Source organism: Bacillus sp. JCM 19034, assembly GCF_001310635.1.
Classification (GTDB): Bacteria; Bacillota; Bacilli; order Bacillales; family Bacillaceae_D; genus Halalkalibacter.
In genome coordinates this window covers 36,398-51,797 of sequence record NZ_BAXR01000015.1, presented here as the reverse complement: position 1 = coordinate 51,797, position 15,400 = coordinate 36,398, and the positions used below count along the sequence as shown (strand labels likewise).

The 15,400-nt window shown below is 38.4% G+C and carries 11 protein-coding genes and 1 pseudogene; 10 read left to right on the top strand and 2 right to left on the bottom strand.

All coding sequences use genetic code 11. From position 1 onward, the window contains the following. The first annotated feature begins 13 nt into the window (after window positions 1-13). The 3 genes from JCM19034_RS16145 (at window position 14) to JCM19034_RS16135 (ending at window position 4,597) form a co-directional block, all read left to right on the top strand. Window positions 14-1,741, top strand: coding sequence for an iron ABC transporter permease (locus JCM19034_RS16145; RefSeq protein ID WP_062051344.1), 1,728 nt, complete (start codon window positions 14-16; stop codon window positions 1,739-1,741). Continuing rightward, the gene (locus JCM19034_RS16140; protein ID WP_062051342.1) at window positions 1,738-2,817 is read left to right on the top strand and encodes an ABC transporter ATP-binding protein; all 1,080 of its coding nucleotides are present in this window, start codon (window positions 1,738-1,740) and stop codon (window positions 2,815-2,817) included. The genes JCM19034_RS16145 and JCM19034_RS16140 overlap by 4 nt, the downstream gene beginning before the upstream one ends. Window positions 2,818-3,067: 250 nt before the next feature. Next, window positions 3,068-4,597, top strand: coding sequence for an AbgT family transporter (locus JCM19034_RS16135; protein ID WP_062051340.1), 1,530 nt, complete (start codon window positions 3,068-3,070; stop codon window positions 4,595-4,597). 130 nt (window positions 4,598-4,727) lie between these two features. Here JCM19034_RS16135 and JCM19034_RS16130 read toward each other — a convergent pair whose 3' ends face one another. Further along, window positions 4,728-4,907 carry an H-type small acid-soluble spore protein gene (locus JCM19034_RS16130; protein ID WP_062051337.1) on the bottom strand — a complete coding sequence of 60 codons (180 nt, stop codon included), beginning with the start codon at window positions 4,905-4,907 and terminating at the stop codon, window positions 4,728-4,730. A gap of 59 nt (window positions 4,908-4,966) precedes the next feature. Beyond that, complete coding sequence (locus JCM19034_RS16125; RefSeq protein WP_062051335.1) at window positions 4,967-6,520, bottom strand: diguanylate cyclase; 1,554 nt, start codon at window positions 6,518-6,520, stop codon at window positions 4,967-4,969. Between the two features lie 167 nt (window positions 6,521-6,687). Between JCM19034_RS16125 and JCM19034_RS16120 the strand changes: the two genes are divergently transcribed. The 7 genes and pseudogenes from JCM19034_RS16120 (at window position 6,688) to JCM19034_RS16090 (ending at window position 15,392) form a co-directional block, all read left to right on the top strand. Then, window positions 6,688-7,470 carry a TIM barrel protein gene (locus JCM19034_RS16120; protein WP_062051333.1) on the top strand — a complete coding sequence of 261 codons (783 nt, stop codon included), beginning with the start codon at window positions 6,688-6,690 and terminating at the stop codon, window positions 7,468-7,470. A gap of 596 nt (window positions 7,471-8,066) precedes the next feature. Then, window positions 8,067-9,080, top strand: a complete 1,014-nt coding sequence (locus JCM19034_RS16115) for a LacI family DNA-binding transcriptional regulator (RefSeq protein WP_062051331.1) — start codon at window positions 8,067-8,069, stop codon at window positions 9,078-9,080. Window positions 9,081-9,132: 52 nt separating this feature from the next. Continuing rightward, window positions 9,133-11,100, top strand: a complete 1,968-nt coding sequence (locus JCM19034_RS16110; RefSeq protein ID WP_062051329.1) for an ABC transporter substrate-binding protein — start codon at window positions 9,133-9,135, stop codon at window positions 11,098-11,100. Window positions 11,101-11,206: 106 nt separating this feature from the next. Beyond that, entirely contained in the window at window positions 11,207-12,205 is a 999-nt protein-coding gene (locus tag JCM19034_RS16105; protein WP_062051327.1) for an ABC transporter permease, read from the top strand. Between the two features lie 3 nt (window positions 12,206-12,208). Continuing rightward, complete coding sequence (locus JCM19034_RS16100; protein WP_231686993.1) at window positions 12,209-13,330, top strand: ABC transporter permease; 1,122 nt, start codon at window positions 12,209-12,211, stop codon at window positions 13,328-13,330. Between the two features lie 44 nt (window positions 13,331-13,374). Beyond that, window positions 13,375-14,409, top strand: a complete 1,035-nt coding sequence (locus JCM19034_RS16095; protein ID WP_062051325.1) for an ABC transporter ATP-binding protein — start codon at window positions 13,375-13,377, stop codon at window positions 14,407-14,409. Further along, a pseudogene (locus JCM19034_RS16090) lies at window positions 14,402-15,392 on the top strand (ABC transporter ATP-binding protein). The gene JCM19034_RS16095 and the pseudogene JCM19034_RS16090 overlap by 8 nt, the downstream one beginning before the upstream one ends. The last annotated feature ends 8 nt before the right edge of the window (window positions 15,393-15,400 follow it).

Below are 15,400 nucleotides of genomic sequence, written 5' to 3'. Positions count from 1 at the left end.
GAGGTGTTCGAGCATGAATCAAACGGTACAAGGAAGGCTCCCTTTAGGGTCTTCCTTCTCCTTTATAGGTAAAAGGAATTGGTTATGGTCACTTCTTTCTTTAGTTGTAGTCTTGTTCCTATTTGTTTGGCCAATTATCAAGCTCATTGGCCTCAGTTTTTCTGTAGAGGAAGGGCATATTTTATCGAACTATACAACAGTATTGCAGGAAGCTAGAACGTGGAGAATATTACAAAATACAGGGATTATTGTGACTGGTTCAACGATCCTATCAGTAGGACTTGGCGTGTCGTTAGCATGGCTAGTTGCCTATAGTGACGTTCGTGCTAAAAAGTTGTTGCATGTCTTTGTTTTGCTTCCTTTTATAATACCTTCTTATATTATTACGTTATCATGGACGCAATTTCTAAGTAATAATGGAATGGTTGCGAATATGTTAGACGTCTTACCTGGACAGCTACAGCCGTTTAATTTATATAGTCACTTCGGTATTATTCTAGTCCTAGGTTTATCACATTACCCACTTGTGTTTTTATTAACAATGAGTGTATTAAGGCGTATTCCTCGTGATTTAGAGTGGGCTGTTCGTTCCTCAGGTGGAAGTGGCTGGATTGTATTTCGCAAGGTGACGTTACCACTTGCATTACCTGGTATAGCTAGTGGCGGGTTATTGGCCTTTTTAGCAAATTTAGATAATTTTGGTATACCGGCTTTTTTAGGGATTCCTGCTAATATTTCTGTGTTAAGTACGGTTATTTATCAAGAAATTGTCGGCTTTGGTCCGAGTGCATTTGCTCGTGCGGCAACTTTTTCTGTGATCTTAGGTGTTATCGCATTACTTGGGACGTTGTTTCAATGGCTTTTGCTGCGTAGATCTAAAGAAGGTGAGAACAGTGAAATAGATAACAAGCCCCGTTTTTCATTAGGAAAAGCACGACCATTTGTGGAAGGTTTTCTGTGGAGCTTTTTAATTATCATAAGCATTGTTCCGCTTTTTTCAATGGTTGGAACGTCACTTATTCGAGCATATGGGTTGTCATTTTCATTGGAAAATATCACGCTTGATCATTATCGCTTTATTTTACTCGAAAATGATAAAGTGCGTGGAGCAGTGGTCAATAGTTTGAAGCTTGCTCTTGGCACAGGTGTCATTTGTTTAATTGCTGGTACTGCCATTGCTTATTATCGCTTACGAAAAAAGACGGCAGTGAGTAGAGTGATGGAGCTAGCCGTTGGACTACCATATGCTTTACCGGGAATGGTACTCGCACTGGCGATGATTTTAGCTTGGATGCAGCCTTTACCAGGATGGAACCCAGGTATTTACGGGAGCATTTGGATTTTGTTTATTGCCTATGTTACTAGATTTATGATTTTACAAGTCCGTGGAAGTATGACTGCGATGTCCCAGATTGCCCCTTCAATGGAAGAGGCAGCCCATGTCTCAGGTGCATCGTTTTGGGCGAAGTGGCGCTTTATTATGCTCCCTCTGTTACTACCTGGTTTGTTAAGTGGTGCATTTCTAGTCATATTAACGACACTAACAGAATTAACGGTTTCAGCCCTTCTATGGTCAAGTGGTTCTGAAACGATTGGTTTAATGATCTTTAACTTTGAGCAATCTGGTTATACGACATATTCAACGGCATTTTCAACAGTTGTTGTATTAACGATGCTAAGTTTAACAGGGCTACTATTAGGATTGCAAAAGCTGTATGAACGAAAGGTGGTACAACGATGAGCACAGTATTATCGAATATAACAAAAGAATTTGGCAAAACGACTGCGTTATCTTCTGTTAATTTGACGATTGGAGATGGCGAATTTGTAGCGATTGTCGGTCCGTCAGGATGTGGGAAAACGACGATGCTTCGCTTGTTAGCTGGATTTGATTCGCCAACATCTGGAGAAGTTAAAATGAATAATGAAATAGTCGCTCATGCAGGAAAAATTGTTCGTCCTGAAAAACGGAATATTGGCATGGTCTTTCAATCCTTTGCATTGTGGCCGCATTTGAAAGTGAAAGAGCAAGTTCGATTTCCATTAAAGCATCATCGTTATGTAGACAATGACTTAAAGCGTAATAATGATCAGCGAGTCATGGAGATGTTACGACTTGTTGGGTTGGAGAACTACGCTGAACGAATGCCAAATGAGCTATCTGGTGGGCAAAAACAACGTGTGGCGATTGCGCGTGCACTTGCACCAAAGCCAGCACTTCTTTTAATGGATGAACCACTTAGTAGTTTAGATGCTGAATTAAGAATGGAGCTTCGAAAGGAAATACAAACGATACATCGTATGATGAAGACATCGATTGTTTATGTAACACATGATCAAGCAGAAGCGTTAGCTATGGCTGATAAAATTGTTGTAATGAAGGATGGACAAGTGGAGCAAGCTGGATCTCCAGAAGAGGTTTATATGCGTCCGAGAACGCCATTTGTTGCAACCTTTGTTGGGAAAGCGAATCTGATTAAAGGAAAATGGCTGGGAGATGCTTTTAAACCAGCTCATGACGATCAAGTATTATGGATTACCTCAGATGTAACTGCTGAAATGAAAAAGCACGATGTCTTACCAGTCCGACCAGAACAATTTCAATTAATGAAAACAGGGAGTGGATTAAAAGGGATTGTTCGAAATGTCATGTTCCAAGGTAAGGAAATTCATTATTCCATAGATGTGAATGGTCAACTTTTAAATGTGCATAGTAGTTACAGCACAAAAGTAGCAGTAGGGGATGAGGTTGTCTTAACACATACTGATTATACAATTGAGCGATCAACGTTTGAAGAAGTGAAAACATATAGTTAAAAAAGCATTTAGAAAGGGGTCATTGAAAAGCAGGACTTTTTCAGTGTCCTTTTTTATTGCATCATTTGGTCGCACACTTGCATACTAATATACTATTTTGAAAATTAGTAATCTTTACAAAGTAGGAAAAACTCCTTCTATTCTGTATAATCGTTTACATTCTTTACAAAATGCAAACAATTTATTATTATTGTATAGTATTTCAGTAAAGTAATTATCAGAATATTTCGTAGATGGAAGGAGTATCCAAATGAGTAAACCGAAGAAGCAAGGCCTTGTACTTCGGTTGTTAGATACGGTAGAGGTAGTCGGTAATAAACTTCCACATCCTGTTACATTGTTTTTTTATTTTGCATTAGCGATTGTAGCATTATCGGCTATTTTTTCGGCATTTGGCTTACAAGTACAAGATCCTCTTAATCAAGGGGAAATAATAGAAGTAAAAAATTTACTTAGTGCGGATGGGATTTCGTACATCTTCACAAGTGCAGTTGATAACTTTACTGGCTTTGCACCGTTAGGAACGGTACTCGTTACAATGCTCGGTATTGGGATTGCAGAACGTTCGGGCTTAATTAGTGCTATGTTACGTGGACTTGTTACATCCGTTCCAAAGCAGCTTATAACAGCAGCACTTGTATTCGCTGGAATTATGTCTAGCATGGCAGCGGATGCTGGATATGTCGTGCTGACTCCACTTGGAGCAGTGTTATTTGCAGGGTTAGGCCGCCATCCTTTAGCTGGTCTAGCGGCGGCTTTTGCAGGAGTATCAGCAGGATATAGTGCCAATCTATTATTAACGTCACTTGATCCTTTGTTAGGTTCATTGGCTCAGGAAGCTGCTGCAACGTTGGATCCTATTTATGCAGAAACGATGAATTATGCAATGAATTGGTACTTTATGATTGCTTCTGTATTTGTGTTGACGATCGCAGGAACGTTTGTAACCGAAAAGCTTGTTGAACCACGTTTAGGAACGTTTACAGGCCGAGTAGAGGAAAGAGTTGACTACTTAAAAACGGAAGAAAAGAAAGGTTTATGGGGTGCATTTATCGCATTTGTTGTAACTTGTGCGGCGTTAGCCCTTTTAATTGTACCTGAATGGGGACCAATGCGTGGTGAAGAGGGTGCTATCATTAGCTCACCGTTCTTCTCATCACTCGTACCAGTGATTTTAATCATGTTCTTTATTCCGGGTTTCGTATATGGTAAGTTAACAAAATCGATTAAAGATGATAAAGATGTTGCCATTCAATTATCAGATACGATGGCGACGATGGGTGCGTATATCGTATTAGCATTTGCTGCTGGCCAATTTGTCGCTTACTTTAATGAAACAAACCTTGGTCAAATTTTAGCGATTAAAGGTGCTGAATTTTTGGAGACTACTGGATTTACTGGTATTCCGCTTATTCTGACGTTCATTATAGTTGCCGGTATTATTAACATTTTCATTGGAAGTGCAACAGCAAAATGGGCGATTATGGCACCAGTGTTTGTACCAATGATGATGGGGGTAGGGTATTCACCAGAATTAACGGTGATTGCTTATCGTATAGCTGATTCAACTACAAATATTATCTCCCCATTAATGCCATACTTCGCAATCGTGATTGCATTTGCACAAAAGTATGATAAAAAAGTTGGAATTGGAACTTTGATTTCGACAATGTTGCCTTACTCAATTGTCTTTTCAATTGTATGGGTGATCATGTTAATTGTTTGGATGACCCTTGGCATTGACTTAGGTCCAGGTTCACCAATTTACTATTCAAACTAATACAGACGTAATCTTATGTTTATCGTGTAGAAACGCCTTTGAGACTTAATTTCTCAAAGGCGTTTTGTCTACGGTCTAAAAGGGATGTCCTCTATGGCATCTCCTCTTTTTGTGCCATGCTTTATGAATCCTATGCTTCTGTTAATTCGTCAATCGATACACTTTGTTTTTGCTCAGGATTGTCGAGTGGATGAATAGTTGCTTTACCGTTACTACGGTCAACATGTTCGATATAAATTTGTTGTCCATTATACATAACAGGAATCATCGTATCAGATGATGTAATTTGTTGAGCACGATTAGGATCCATTCTATAACCTCCTTAATAGTATTCATTTTACTATTTGTTTCTGGTGAGGTCGTTATGCATCATTTAGAATGTGACTTGATCGTGTTCCGTTCTTCTTTCGCATCGTAAAGGTATTGATCTGCTACTAGGAAGAGATCATCAAATGATTGATAATCAGATTTTGATGCCACCCCGATGCTAACCGTAAGTGAAATGCTACTGCCATTTTCTATTACTAATTCTGTAATAGAAAATGTTTGTTGAATTACTTTAGCAAGCTGAAGAGCTTGCTTTAATGAAGTATTAGGCAACGTAATGGCAAATTCTTCTCCACCTATTCGACCAAAAATATGTTCTTCCTTAAGCAGACCTTTACAGACAATGGCGAATTCTTGTAATACGCGGTCTCCGACGGTATGACCGTACGTATCATTGATGGATTTAAAAAAGTCAATATCAATCATTAACAGTGAAAGTGGTTTATGCTCCTCTAAAGAAGTGGCAAATGTCTTTCTCGATAATTCAAAAAAGTGTCGACGGTTGTGTACTTTAGTTAAATAATCAGTTGTTGCCTGGATGAATAAACGTTTCTCGGTCCATTTTCTAGATGTAATATCTATTAAGATCGTTAAATGTCCGATTAGTTGACCTTTGTTATTTTTTAAAGGTGAAATGGATACTTCATAGTAAACTCTTGAATCAGGTGAAATTTCGATTTGAACCTCTCTTTCACTCGAATAGCTTTTATTCCATTGTGGATATTGTTTGATACGTTCATACCAGTTTTGCCCTAGCTCAATTGGTTCAAGGTTAAAGTGGTTAAAATCTTGATAAGCTATTTCAATTGCAGCAGGGTTTCGGTCAATCAGCTTCCCCGTAATGTCCGTAACGATTACTCCTGCCTTCATATTTTCAACTAATTGATCACGGGCGATCGGCCAAATATAAAGAGCTTGTTGACGAAACAGACCCCATGCAACGAATAGTCCACTAATAACGAGGATGACTGACGTTGTGCTAAATGGTGTCAATGGGCGAACGTTCAATAGATCAAAGAGCATCGTAACAACGGGAATAGCAAAACCGACCATTAAAATGCTATACTGGCGGTTGAATGGTGCCAGTGTCCGTTTATAAACTCGAAAAAGAATATAGAAACTGATAAAAACAAGTATGAAGGCATACATCATAAATAAAAGGTTTAATAAAGTCCGTTCATACTTTATTGTAGACAGTGAAGCAACTTGGCTAATCTGAACATTCGTATGAAAAAGGTTATGCCAGTCATTCGTCCAAATAAGAAACAATGCTACAATAATAGGGAGACTCATAATAGAAAGAAATTTCCGATCTCTCCATTTTTGCTCACTATATTGTAAAGCAAAAATAAAATAACATAGAACAGAACCATAAACACCGACTATAGTGACATTTTTCCAGAATACTTTTACTTGATAAGAATCTACAATAATCTCAAGCGTATAGCCGATTAACCATATGAACGCACAGCTAATTAACAAGGCATAAGTAAAAGCACCGTTAACGTGACGGTTACTAAGAGCAAATATAATTAATATTATAAAAATGAATGATGATGCTATTAAGAATAAGAGGTAAGGTATGTCAAAATTCATGTCGCCTCTCCCTGTCAAAAATTAATGTTTCTTCTATACGTCTTTAATCATATATGAAATAGGACTTGTTATCCATTGGAAATATTGAATTATTTAGGGAAAAATGTGTTGCTCGTCTACAAAAAGTATTCATTATATTTAGAAAATGAAATGGAGTGGAGAAATGTATGAAATGGGTTCGTTTAAAATCAGGATTGAAAAAGGAACATCTCACCAATCGTCTTAAATACAATCCAGAAATAATAGAGCTACATTTAAATGAAGAGGATATGTATCGACCTGAACGTATTATAGAAACGATTGAAATTCTTCAAGCTAAAGGGATTCGTGTCTATCTTCACCATCCGTCTAAATATAAGGGGCAATACTTAGATATAATAAGTAATGATAAGGAGAGACGCTATTTTTATGATTGGTCTTCAAGTGTACTAGCAAGAATATGTGAACAAATGAAAGTGAAATGTGTGATTCACTGCCATTATGCTAGTTCTGAAAGTTCAAAAGGAATTGAAGATGAAAAGAAACGAATATCGGTTCGGAAACGAATTGAAGATATCCTGTCTATTCATTCCTCTTGCTTCTTGTGGGAAGATACGATTGCAGGTATATTTTCTGCTGAGAATCCATATTTGTTAGAAGAAATTATCGAACCGTTACATTTACCATTAACGATAGATATTAGCCATTCATTCATTGCCTTAAAAGGATCAAATGAACGACTGAATACCCATCTAAGAGAACATGCGTATTATGCACGCTATTATCATGTTGTAGATAGTATGGGGGTCATTCATGACTCTTTACCACTCGGGAAAGGGAAAATAGATTGGAAAATGGTCAAGCCTTTTGTCGTTGATTCAGACTTTATATTTGAAATCGGCTTAAGTGATTCGAATCATTTAGATTGTAGTCCAATGCTTGAGAGTGCCATGTATTTTACAAATATATAATCATTGTGCCTTAAAGGTGTATGTACCTTTAAGGCACATCGTTTATAAGTAAGTGTCCTTCTACCTTTTCTTTTATTCACTATTTAGGTTTTCCTGATAAGAGATTACCACTTCCGATAGACATCCTTCAATTAAAATCCCACTTAATTTACAATGACACCCCAATGCTTGCTTGCACGACTCCTTCTTTCGTAACTCTTTTTTATATCATGCCTTTAGTTGCCATTACAGGATGTATTTATCGCCCTTCCTTTTCTTTATAGGTAGCGGGGGAAGCGGGAGTCTATGGATAAATTAGAAAACCAATATACCAACATTCCACATTCTTTCGACATGTTTCCCAGGAAATAAATGTTTTATGTTCATTTAATATCGTATTTCATGTCAGTAAAACGATGACAAAATACGTAAAATCTCCACTAATAGTCAGGAAGACAGATAGAGTTTTCATGAGTTGCAATTCCTTTTATTGAAATAATATATAAAATTGTAAAACGGATATCAACATATTCTTAACATTTTTTAACAACTCGTTTATTGAGGATTAATAAAACCGGTTTAATATAAAAGCGAAGTAACACGAAAGGTGATGATTTATGCCAACGATTAACGATGTTGCAAAAGTTGCTGGAGTTTCAAAGAGCACAGTGTCGAATGTTTTTAGTCAAAAGCGTCCAATTAGTGAGGAGGTGAGAAAACGCGTATTAGAGGTAGCAAAGGAGTTAAATTATCGACCGAATTTTGTTGCTAGAAGCTTAGCAATTAAACAGACAAGAATCATTGGTTTAAATATGATCGGTGAAAAGGTGAAATTTAATCCTTTTCATTTATCTTTCATTAACGGTGTACTTCAACAATGTTACCTAAATGACTATCGCCTGCTTATTAATACTTTATCTAGTGATTACAAGGAACAAGTTGTTAACATTTCCTCTGATCCAACTGATGGAGAAATTATATTAAATCCTTCAGTTGATGATCAACGGATTGAAGAATTTATGGAATATCAAATTCCAATGGTCATTGTTGGAAGGCCTCCGAAGCAGTACGAGGAATTATTACCTTCTGTTGACAACAATAACTTCCCCGCTGCTCAGCAAGCGACGGAATATTTACTTGGATTAGGACACCGCCATATTCTTTTTTGCAATGCACCAAAGCGAAGAACCGTAAGTATTGATCGTGAAGAAGGTTATCGATTTGCTCTTCAACAATGTGGTTTAAGTGAAGAGTATGATTACGTTGAATATCGCGATGAATCGATGAACTCAATTGAATACGGCTCTCATATTGTTCATAACGTACTGCAACATCAACCGCAACTAAGTGCGATCATTACGGACAACGATAAGGTAGCTTTAGGTGTTTATCGTGCATGTAAAGAGTTAGGGAAATCGATTCCAAATGATTTATCTGTTATGGCCTTCAGTGATGGTTCAATGTATTCAGATGAACTCCAACCAGCGTTAACGACAATGACACTAAATGGCGTCACGTTAGGGATGGAAGCAACGAATCTTTTATTAGAAAAGCTAGAGAACCGAGATATGATAAAACGAATAACCGTCAAAATCGATTTACATGAACGTCAATCATGTACATCTAAGTAGAACATCAGAGGATAGGAGAAAAGAATAATCTTTTAAGGGAGAGAACTTATTTATGAATTGGAAAGCTACTATAGGTGTCCTATTATTTGCTTTGTTGCTTGTCGGTTGTAGTGGAGGAAATGAAGAGGTTTCATCTGAAAAGGATAATGAGGATAGTCCAAATTCGGATAATGTCGACCTCAATCAAACCGGTTTGACAGAAGCCCCAATGTTAGCTGAGTTAGTCGAAAACGGAGAGCTCGAACCGGTTCACGAACGTATGCCAATAGCTGAAGATATTATGATTGAAGATGTTTATGAAGAAATAGGTCAGTATGGTGGAGAGTGGATCTATCCTTGGGCGGGTCCTGATGATAAGTGGGGAATCGGAAAGATCACAGAAGAAGCACTATTTCGCTTCCAAGAGGATGGAGATGGGATCGAACCGAACGTAGCAAAAGGCTATGATGTTAATGAAGATGCGACGGAATATACGATCTATTTACGTGAAGGAATGCGCTGGTCGGATGGAGAGCCATTTACAGCAGATGATGTCATTTTTTATTGGGAGCATATGTTAATTCCTGAGACGTTTGGAAAGGCGTTGTATGATTGCTATTACTCTGTAAATCCAGAAACTGGGGAACGTGTTCGAGCTGAGGTAACGAAGGTTGATGATTATACAGTAAAAGTAACTCATGCGTATCCGAGTGTTTTATTTCTAGAACGTCTAGCTATTGATAACAAGTGGTTTTTTGCACCAGCTCATTTTTATGAGGAAATTCTACCTGGAATTATTGGAGAGGAAGAAGCGTTAGAAATAGCCAAAGAATGGGGCTATAACGACCTTGATTCGTTTGGAGAGTGGACAGGCTATTATTTCTGGTTATTCCCTGAAAGACCAACGCTACGTCCATGGGTAGCAAGTAATGATCCGTATAGTGATCGTTTTATTATGGAACGTAACCCTTACTACTTCAAAACAGATTCAGAAGGGAATCAATTACCGTACTTAGATGCGATTGTATTAGATCATATGCAAGATGAAAGTCATTATCTCCTTGAAACATTGGCAGGTAATATTAATTTGAGAATATTTGGGTTTAATGATTTTACGGTGTTAAAAGAGAATGAGGAACGCGGTGATTACCGTATTCTACAATGGTATGGGCCATCTTGGTCAAGTACAGGCTTACAGCTAAATCAAACAGTAGAAGACCCTCAATTACGTGAGCTGTTCCAGGATAAACGTTTCCGTGAAGCGTTATCAGTTGCTGTTGATCGTCATGAGTTGTCTGAAATTTTAACTCTCGGACTAGGAGAACCGCAACAAGCTTCTGTTCCTGACACTCTGCCAAACTATCAAGAAGGCTGGAAAGATCAGTGGGTTGAGTATGATGTCGATCGTGCCAATGAATTACTAGACGAAATTGGCCTTGTTTGGGATGACAAAGAAGAGTTTAGAACATTTGCCGATGGATCAGATCTACGCCTCGAAATTTACCAAGAAACTCGTGGTGAGACGCAAGTCGGAACACTACAAGAGCTATTAAAGATGTACTATGAAGAAATTGGTATTAAGACAGATATCGTTATTGCAGATCAAGGTCGTTTCTTTGATCTTAAGTATGATAATAAAATTCCAGCAACAACACAAGATGTGAGTGTTGTAAAAGTTGCTTATCGCCCGGATGAACTCGTTCCATTACGAGTTATTACACCATGGTTCGGCCATTATGGTTTATATAATTCATCAGGCGGTGAAGAAGGTGTCAAGCCTGAAGGGGATGTGGCAAAACTTCTAGAGTACTGGGGGAACTTAACCTCATCGACAACAACAGAGGATGTTGATTATTGGAGTGATGAAATTATTAAACTTCATCAAGAAAATCAATGGGTCATCGGTTATACAGGTCCAACACCATCGTTAGTTGTTGTGAGTAACGATATGAGAAATATTCCAGATGGCATTGTTGATAGTGATGAGTTTCGTGGATTTGGACATGCCAAGCCAGCACAGTTCTTCATAAAGCAAGATTAATTTTAAATAGAGTAAGAGAGGTAGCCTTCTCTTACTCTCTCCTTAAAATCTACGTTTGTTTCTTTTACTAAAGGCAATTAGCGTTTTAAGAAAAGAGGTTCAATTTATGATTCGTTACATTATTCGTCGCACGCTCTTAATGATTCCAGTTGTTTTTGTCATATCGTTGATTGTTTTCTTTATCATTCAATTGCCTCCTGGAGACTTTGTTAGTAATTATGCCATGCAAATGGAGCAAGAAGGTGATGCAATTGATTCAGCACAACTTGAACAATTACGGGAATCGTATGGTTTGAATGATCCTTGGTATGTTCAATACGGTAAATGGATGGGCGGGATTATAACGAGAGGTGACTTTGGCCATTCGATGAGTTATAACCGGCCGGTATCGGAAGTGATTCAACAGCATATGGGGATGACGATTGTCGTTTCAGTTGCGTCATTGCTGTTTACGTACTTTGTTGCCATTCCAATCGGGATCTATAGTGCGATTAAGCAATACTCATTAGGGGATTACGTTTTTACGACAATTGGTTTTATCGGAATGGCGACACCGAACTTTTTACTTGCCATTATTTTAATGTACTTATCGTTTGTTTATTTCGGTGATCCGATGCTCGGTCTTCAATCACAAGATTTCGTCGATCAACCATGGAGTATTGCAAAAGTACTTGATATGTTAAAGCATTTAATCATTCCGATTGTCGTGATAGGTACAGCGAGCACTTGTGAATTAATTCGTGTCATGCGTGGTCAAATGCTAGATGAAATGAACAAACCCAATGTTCTAACTGCTCGAGCAAAAGGGTTATCGGAGGCCAAAGCTCTTAGGAAATATCCGACAAGAGCAGCGTTGAATCCAATTATTAGTACGATTGGATGGTCACTAACAGCAATTTTTACTGGATCAACGATAACAGCGATCGTCTTAAACTTACCGACACAAGGACCGGTTATGCACCGTGCTTTATTAGGTCAAGATATGTATTTAGCGGGAACATGGTTATTCTTTATGGCTATTTTCACCGTAATCGGGACATTGATTTCAGATATATTATTAGCTTGGTTAGATCCAAGAATCCGTATGGAAAGAAAAGGAATGTAGTATATGAATACACACATACCGAATCAAGTGAAACGTAAGCCTTTTATGTGGAGACGAAAAAAGCAAATGGATTCCGTGCATATTGACTCTCAGTGGAGTTTAATTTTTAAAAAGCTAAAAAAACATAAGCTAGCTCGTATTAGCTTGATCATACTTTTTACGTTATATGGTGCGGCTCTATTTGGTCAGTTTATTGCCCCATATGGCCTACAAAGCTACGACAGTGAGTATATGAATGCACCACCAACACAAATTCACTTTTTTGATGAAGACGGAACCTTCCATTTGCGTCCATTTGTTTATGGATTAACGTCTTCACGAGACCCTGAGACGTTAAGAAATGTGATCGTCGAGGATACGTCTGTGAAATATCCGATTCAATTTTTAGTAAGTGGGGAAACGTACCGCTTCCTCGGTTTATTTGAAACGAATCTTCGTTTATTTGGAGTTGAAGCTCCAGGACAAATTTTCTTATTTGGAACCGATGGGACAGGGCGTGATTTGTTTTCTCGAATTATATTAGGCAGCCAAATTTCCTTGTCAATTCCTCTTGTTGGAGTTGCGATTAGCTTTGTTCTTGGTGTTATCATTGGCGGGGTATCGGGTTATTTTGGAGGAGTGATCGATTCTATCATTCAACGTTCAATTGAGATTATCCGTTCATTTCCAACGTTGCCGCTTTGGATGGCGTTATCGGCAGCTATTCCACCACGAGTACCAGTTGTGCAAATGTTTCTCTACATTACGATTATAATGGCTTTTTTAGAATGGACAGGGCTTGCACGTGTTGTACGTAGTAAATTTGTTTCATTGAAAAATGAAGATTATGTCATGGCAGCTAAACTAGCTGGTGTGGGTAATTTCAAAATTATTTTGACTCATTTAATTCCAGGTTTCATGAGTTATCTCGTTGTGGCAGCAACATTAGCTATACCTGGAATGATTCTCGGTGAGACGGCTTTGAGCTTTTTAGGATTGGGAATGCAGGCACCAGCAACTAGCTGGGGTGTGTTGCTACAAGAAGCACAGCAAATTGAAAATGTTGCCCTGTACCCTTGGAAGTTGATTCCTTTAGCGTTTGTCATTTTAACAGTACTCGCATTTAACTTCTTAGGAGATGGTTGAGAGATGCAGCCGACCCTTATAAGTGATGAAAGGAGCAGGAGTAGATGACACAAGAACAGGAAGCATTTTTACAAGTTAGAAATTTGCAGATTCAATTTGAAACAGATAACGGTCTTCTTCAGGCGGTTAGAGGGATTGACTTTTCATTAATGAAAGGTAAGACGTTGGGGATTGTTGGAGAATCAGGGTGTGGGAAAAGTGTAACGAGTAAGGCGATTATAGGGTTAAATCCGAAAGAATTTCAAACGAGTGGAGAAGTGTTATTGCAGCAAGAAAATGAAAAGGAGCCTTTAGATCTCTTATCCTTAAAGCGAAACGGGCCAGTGATGCGTTCAATACGTGGGAAAAGAATATCAATGATTTTCCAAGAGCCAATGACAGCATTTTCACCTCTTTATACGATAGGCAATCAAGTTATGGAGGCAGTATTGCTTCATCAGACAAAGGATAAGAAGAAAGCTAAGGAATGGACTCTTCGTATGCTTGAGAAAGTAGGCATTTCTGATGCGGAAAAGAGGTTCCATCAATATCCGCATGAATTCTCAGGAGGGATGCGACAGCGGGCGATGATTGCGATGGCATTGAGTTGTAACCCGGAAATATTAATTGCTGATGAGCCAACAACGGCACTCGATGTAACCATTCAAGCTCAGGTGTTGGAATTGATGAAGGATTTGCAAAAAGAGTTCGGAATGTCTATTTTGTTTATCACACATGATCTTGGGATCGTTGCAGAAATGTGTGATGAGGTTGCCGTTATGTATTTAGGGAAAATTGTTGAGCACGGAACGGTTCATGATCTGTTTAAAAGACCGAAGCATCCTTACACAAAAGGGTTGATTGAATCTATTCCTGTGATCGGGAGCCGTAAGAAAAAGCTGTTGTCAATTGATGGAACGGTTCCAGTGCCGATTAATTTAACGCCTGGCTGTGGGTTCTATGAACGGTGCCAAGATCGAATCGAAGGTGTTTGTAATCAACAAGATGTAAAGACGATACATGTGAATGATAGTCATCGCGTTGCCTGTTTTTTATATGAAGAAGAACGATTGAGAAAGGAGGCTGAACTTGTTGAGTGAGCCGATTCTTGAGATTGAGAATTTGTCAAAAGAGTTTAAGGAAAAGAAGTCATCGCAAGTGGTGAAGGCCGTATCAAATATTTCATTTACAGTTAAAAAAGGCGAAACTCTTAGTCTAGTTGGAGAATCAGGCTGTGGCAAAACGACGCTTGGACGCTGTATTGTTCGAGGAATCGAAGCTTCAGAAGGCCATGTTTACTATTATAAGGACGAATCAGAAAAGGTAGACTTTCTTACGTTAAAGAGACGTGCATATAAAGAAGTTCGTCCTGATATTCAAATGATCTTTCAAGATCCTTATTCATCATTAAATCCGAGAATGACCGTATTTGATATTATTAGTGAACCACTTAGAGTAACGAAACGTTATAGCAAAAAGGAGATTGAGGAAAAGGTTAAGAGTATCGCACAAAAGACAGGATTAAATATAAGTTATTTAAAGCGTTACCCCCATTCCTTTTCAGGGGGACAAAGGCAACGAATAGGGATTGCTCGTGCTCTAGTAACGGATCCTAAGGTGATTGTCTGTGATGAAGCGGTGTCAGCGTTAGATGTTTCCATTCAAGCACAAATTATTAATCTATTAAAGGATTTACAGGAAGAGTTTCATGTGACGTATGTATTCATTTCGCATGATTTGTCTGTCGTAGAACATATATCTGATCGTGTGGCAGTGATGTACTTAGGGGAAATCATTGAGCTCGCAAATACAAATGAGCTCTACGCTAGACCGAAACATCCTTATACTGAAGCGTTATTATCTGCAGTACCGAAAGCAGATCCTGATGTAATACCAACACGTAAGGTTTTAACAGGGAGGTACCTAATCCATCTAATCGTCCTAGTGGTTGTCATTTCCACCACGTTGTGCCTATCGAACAGAGAAATGTCAGGAAGTGGCTCCACAGTTAACAGAAGTTAAAGAAGGTCATTACGTATCATGTCATTACGCAAAAGAGCTTGAGCTTCAAGGTGTATTTTAACAGGAAGG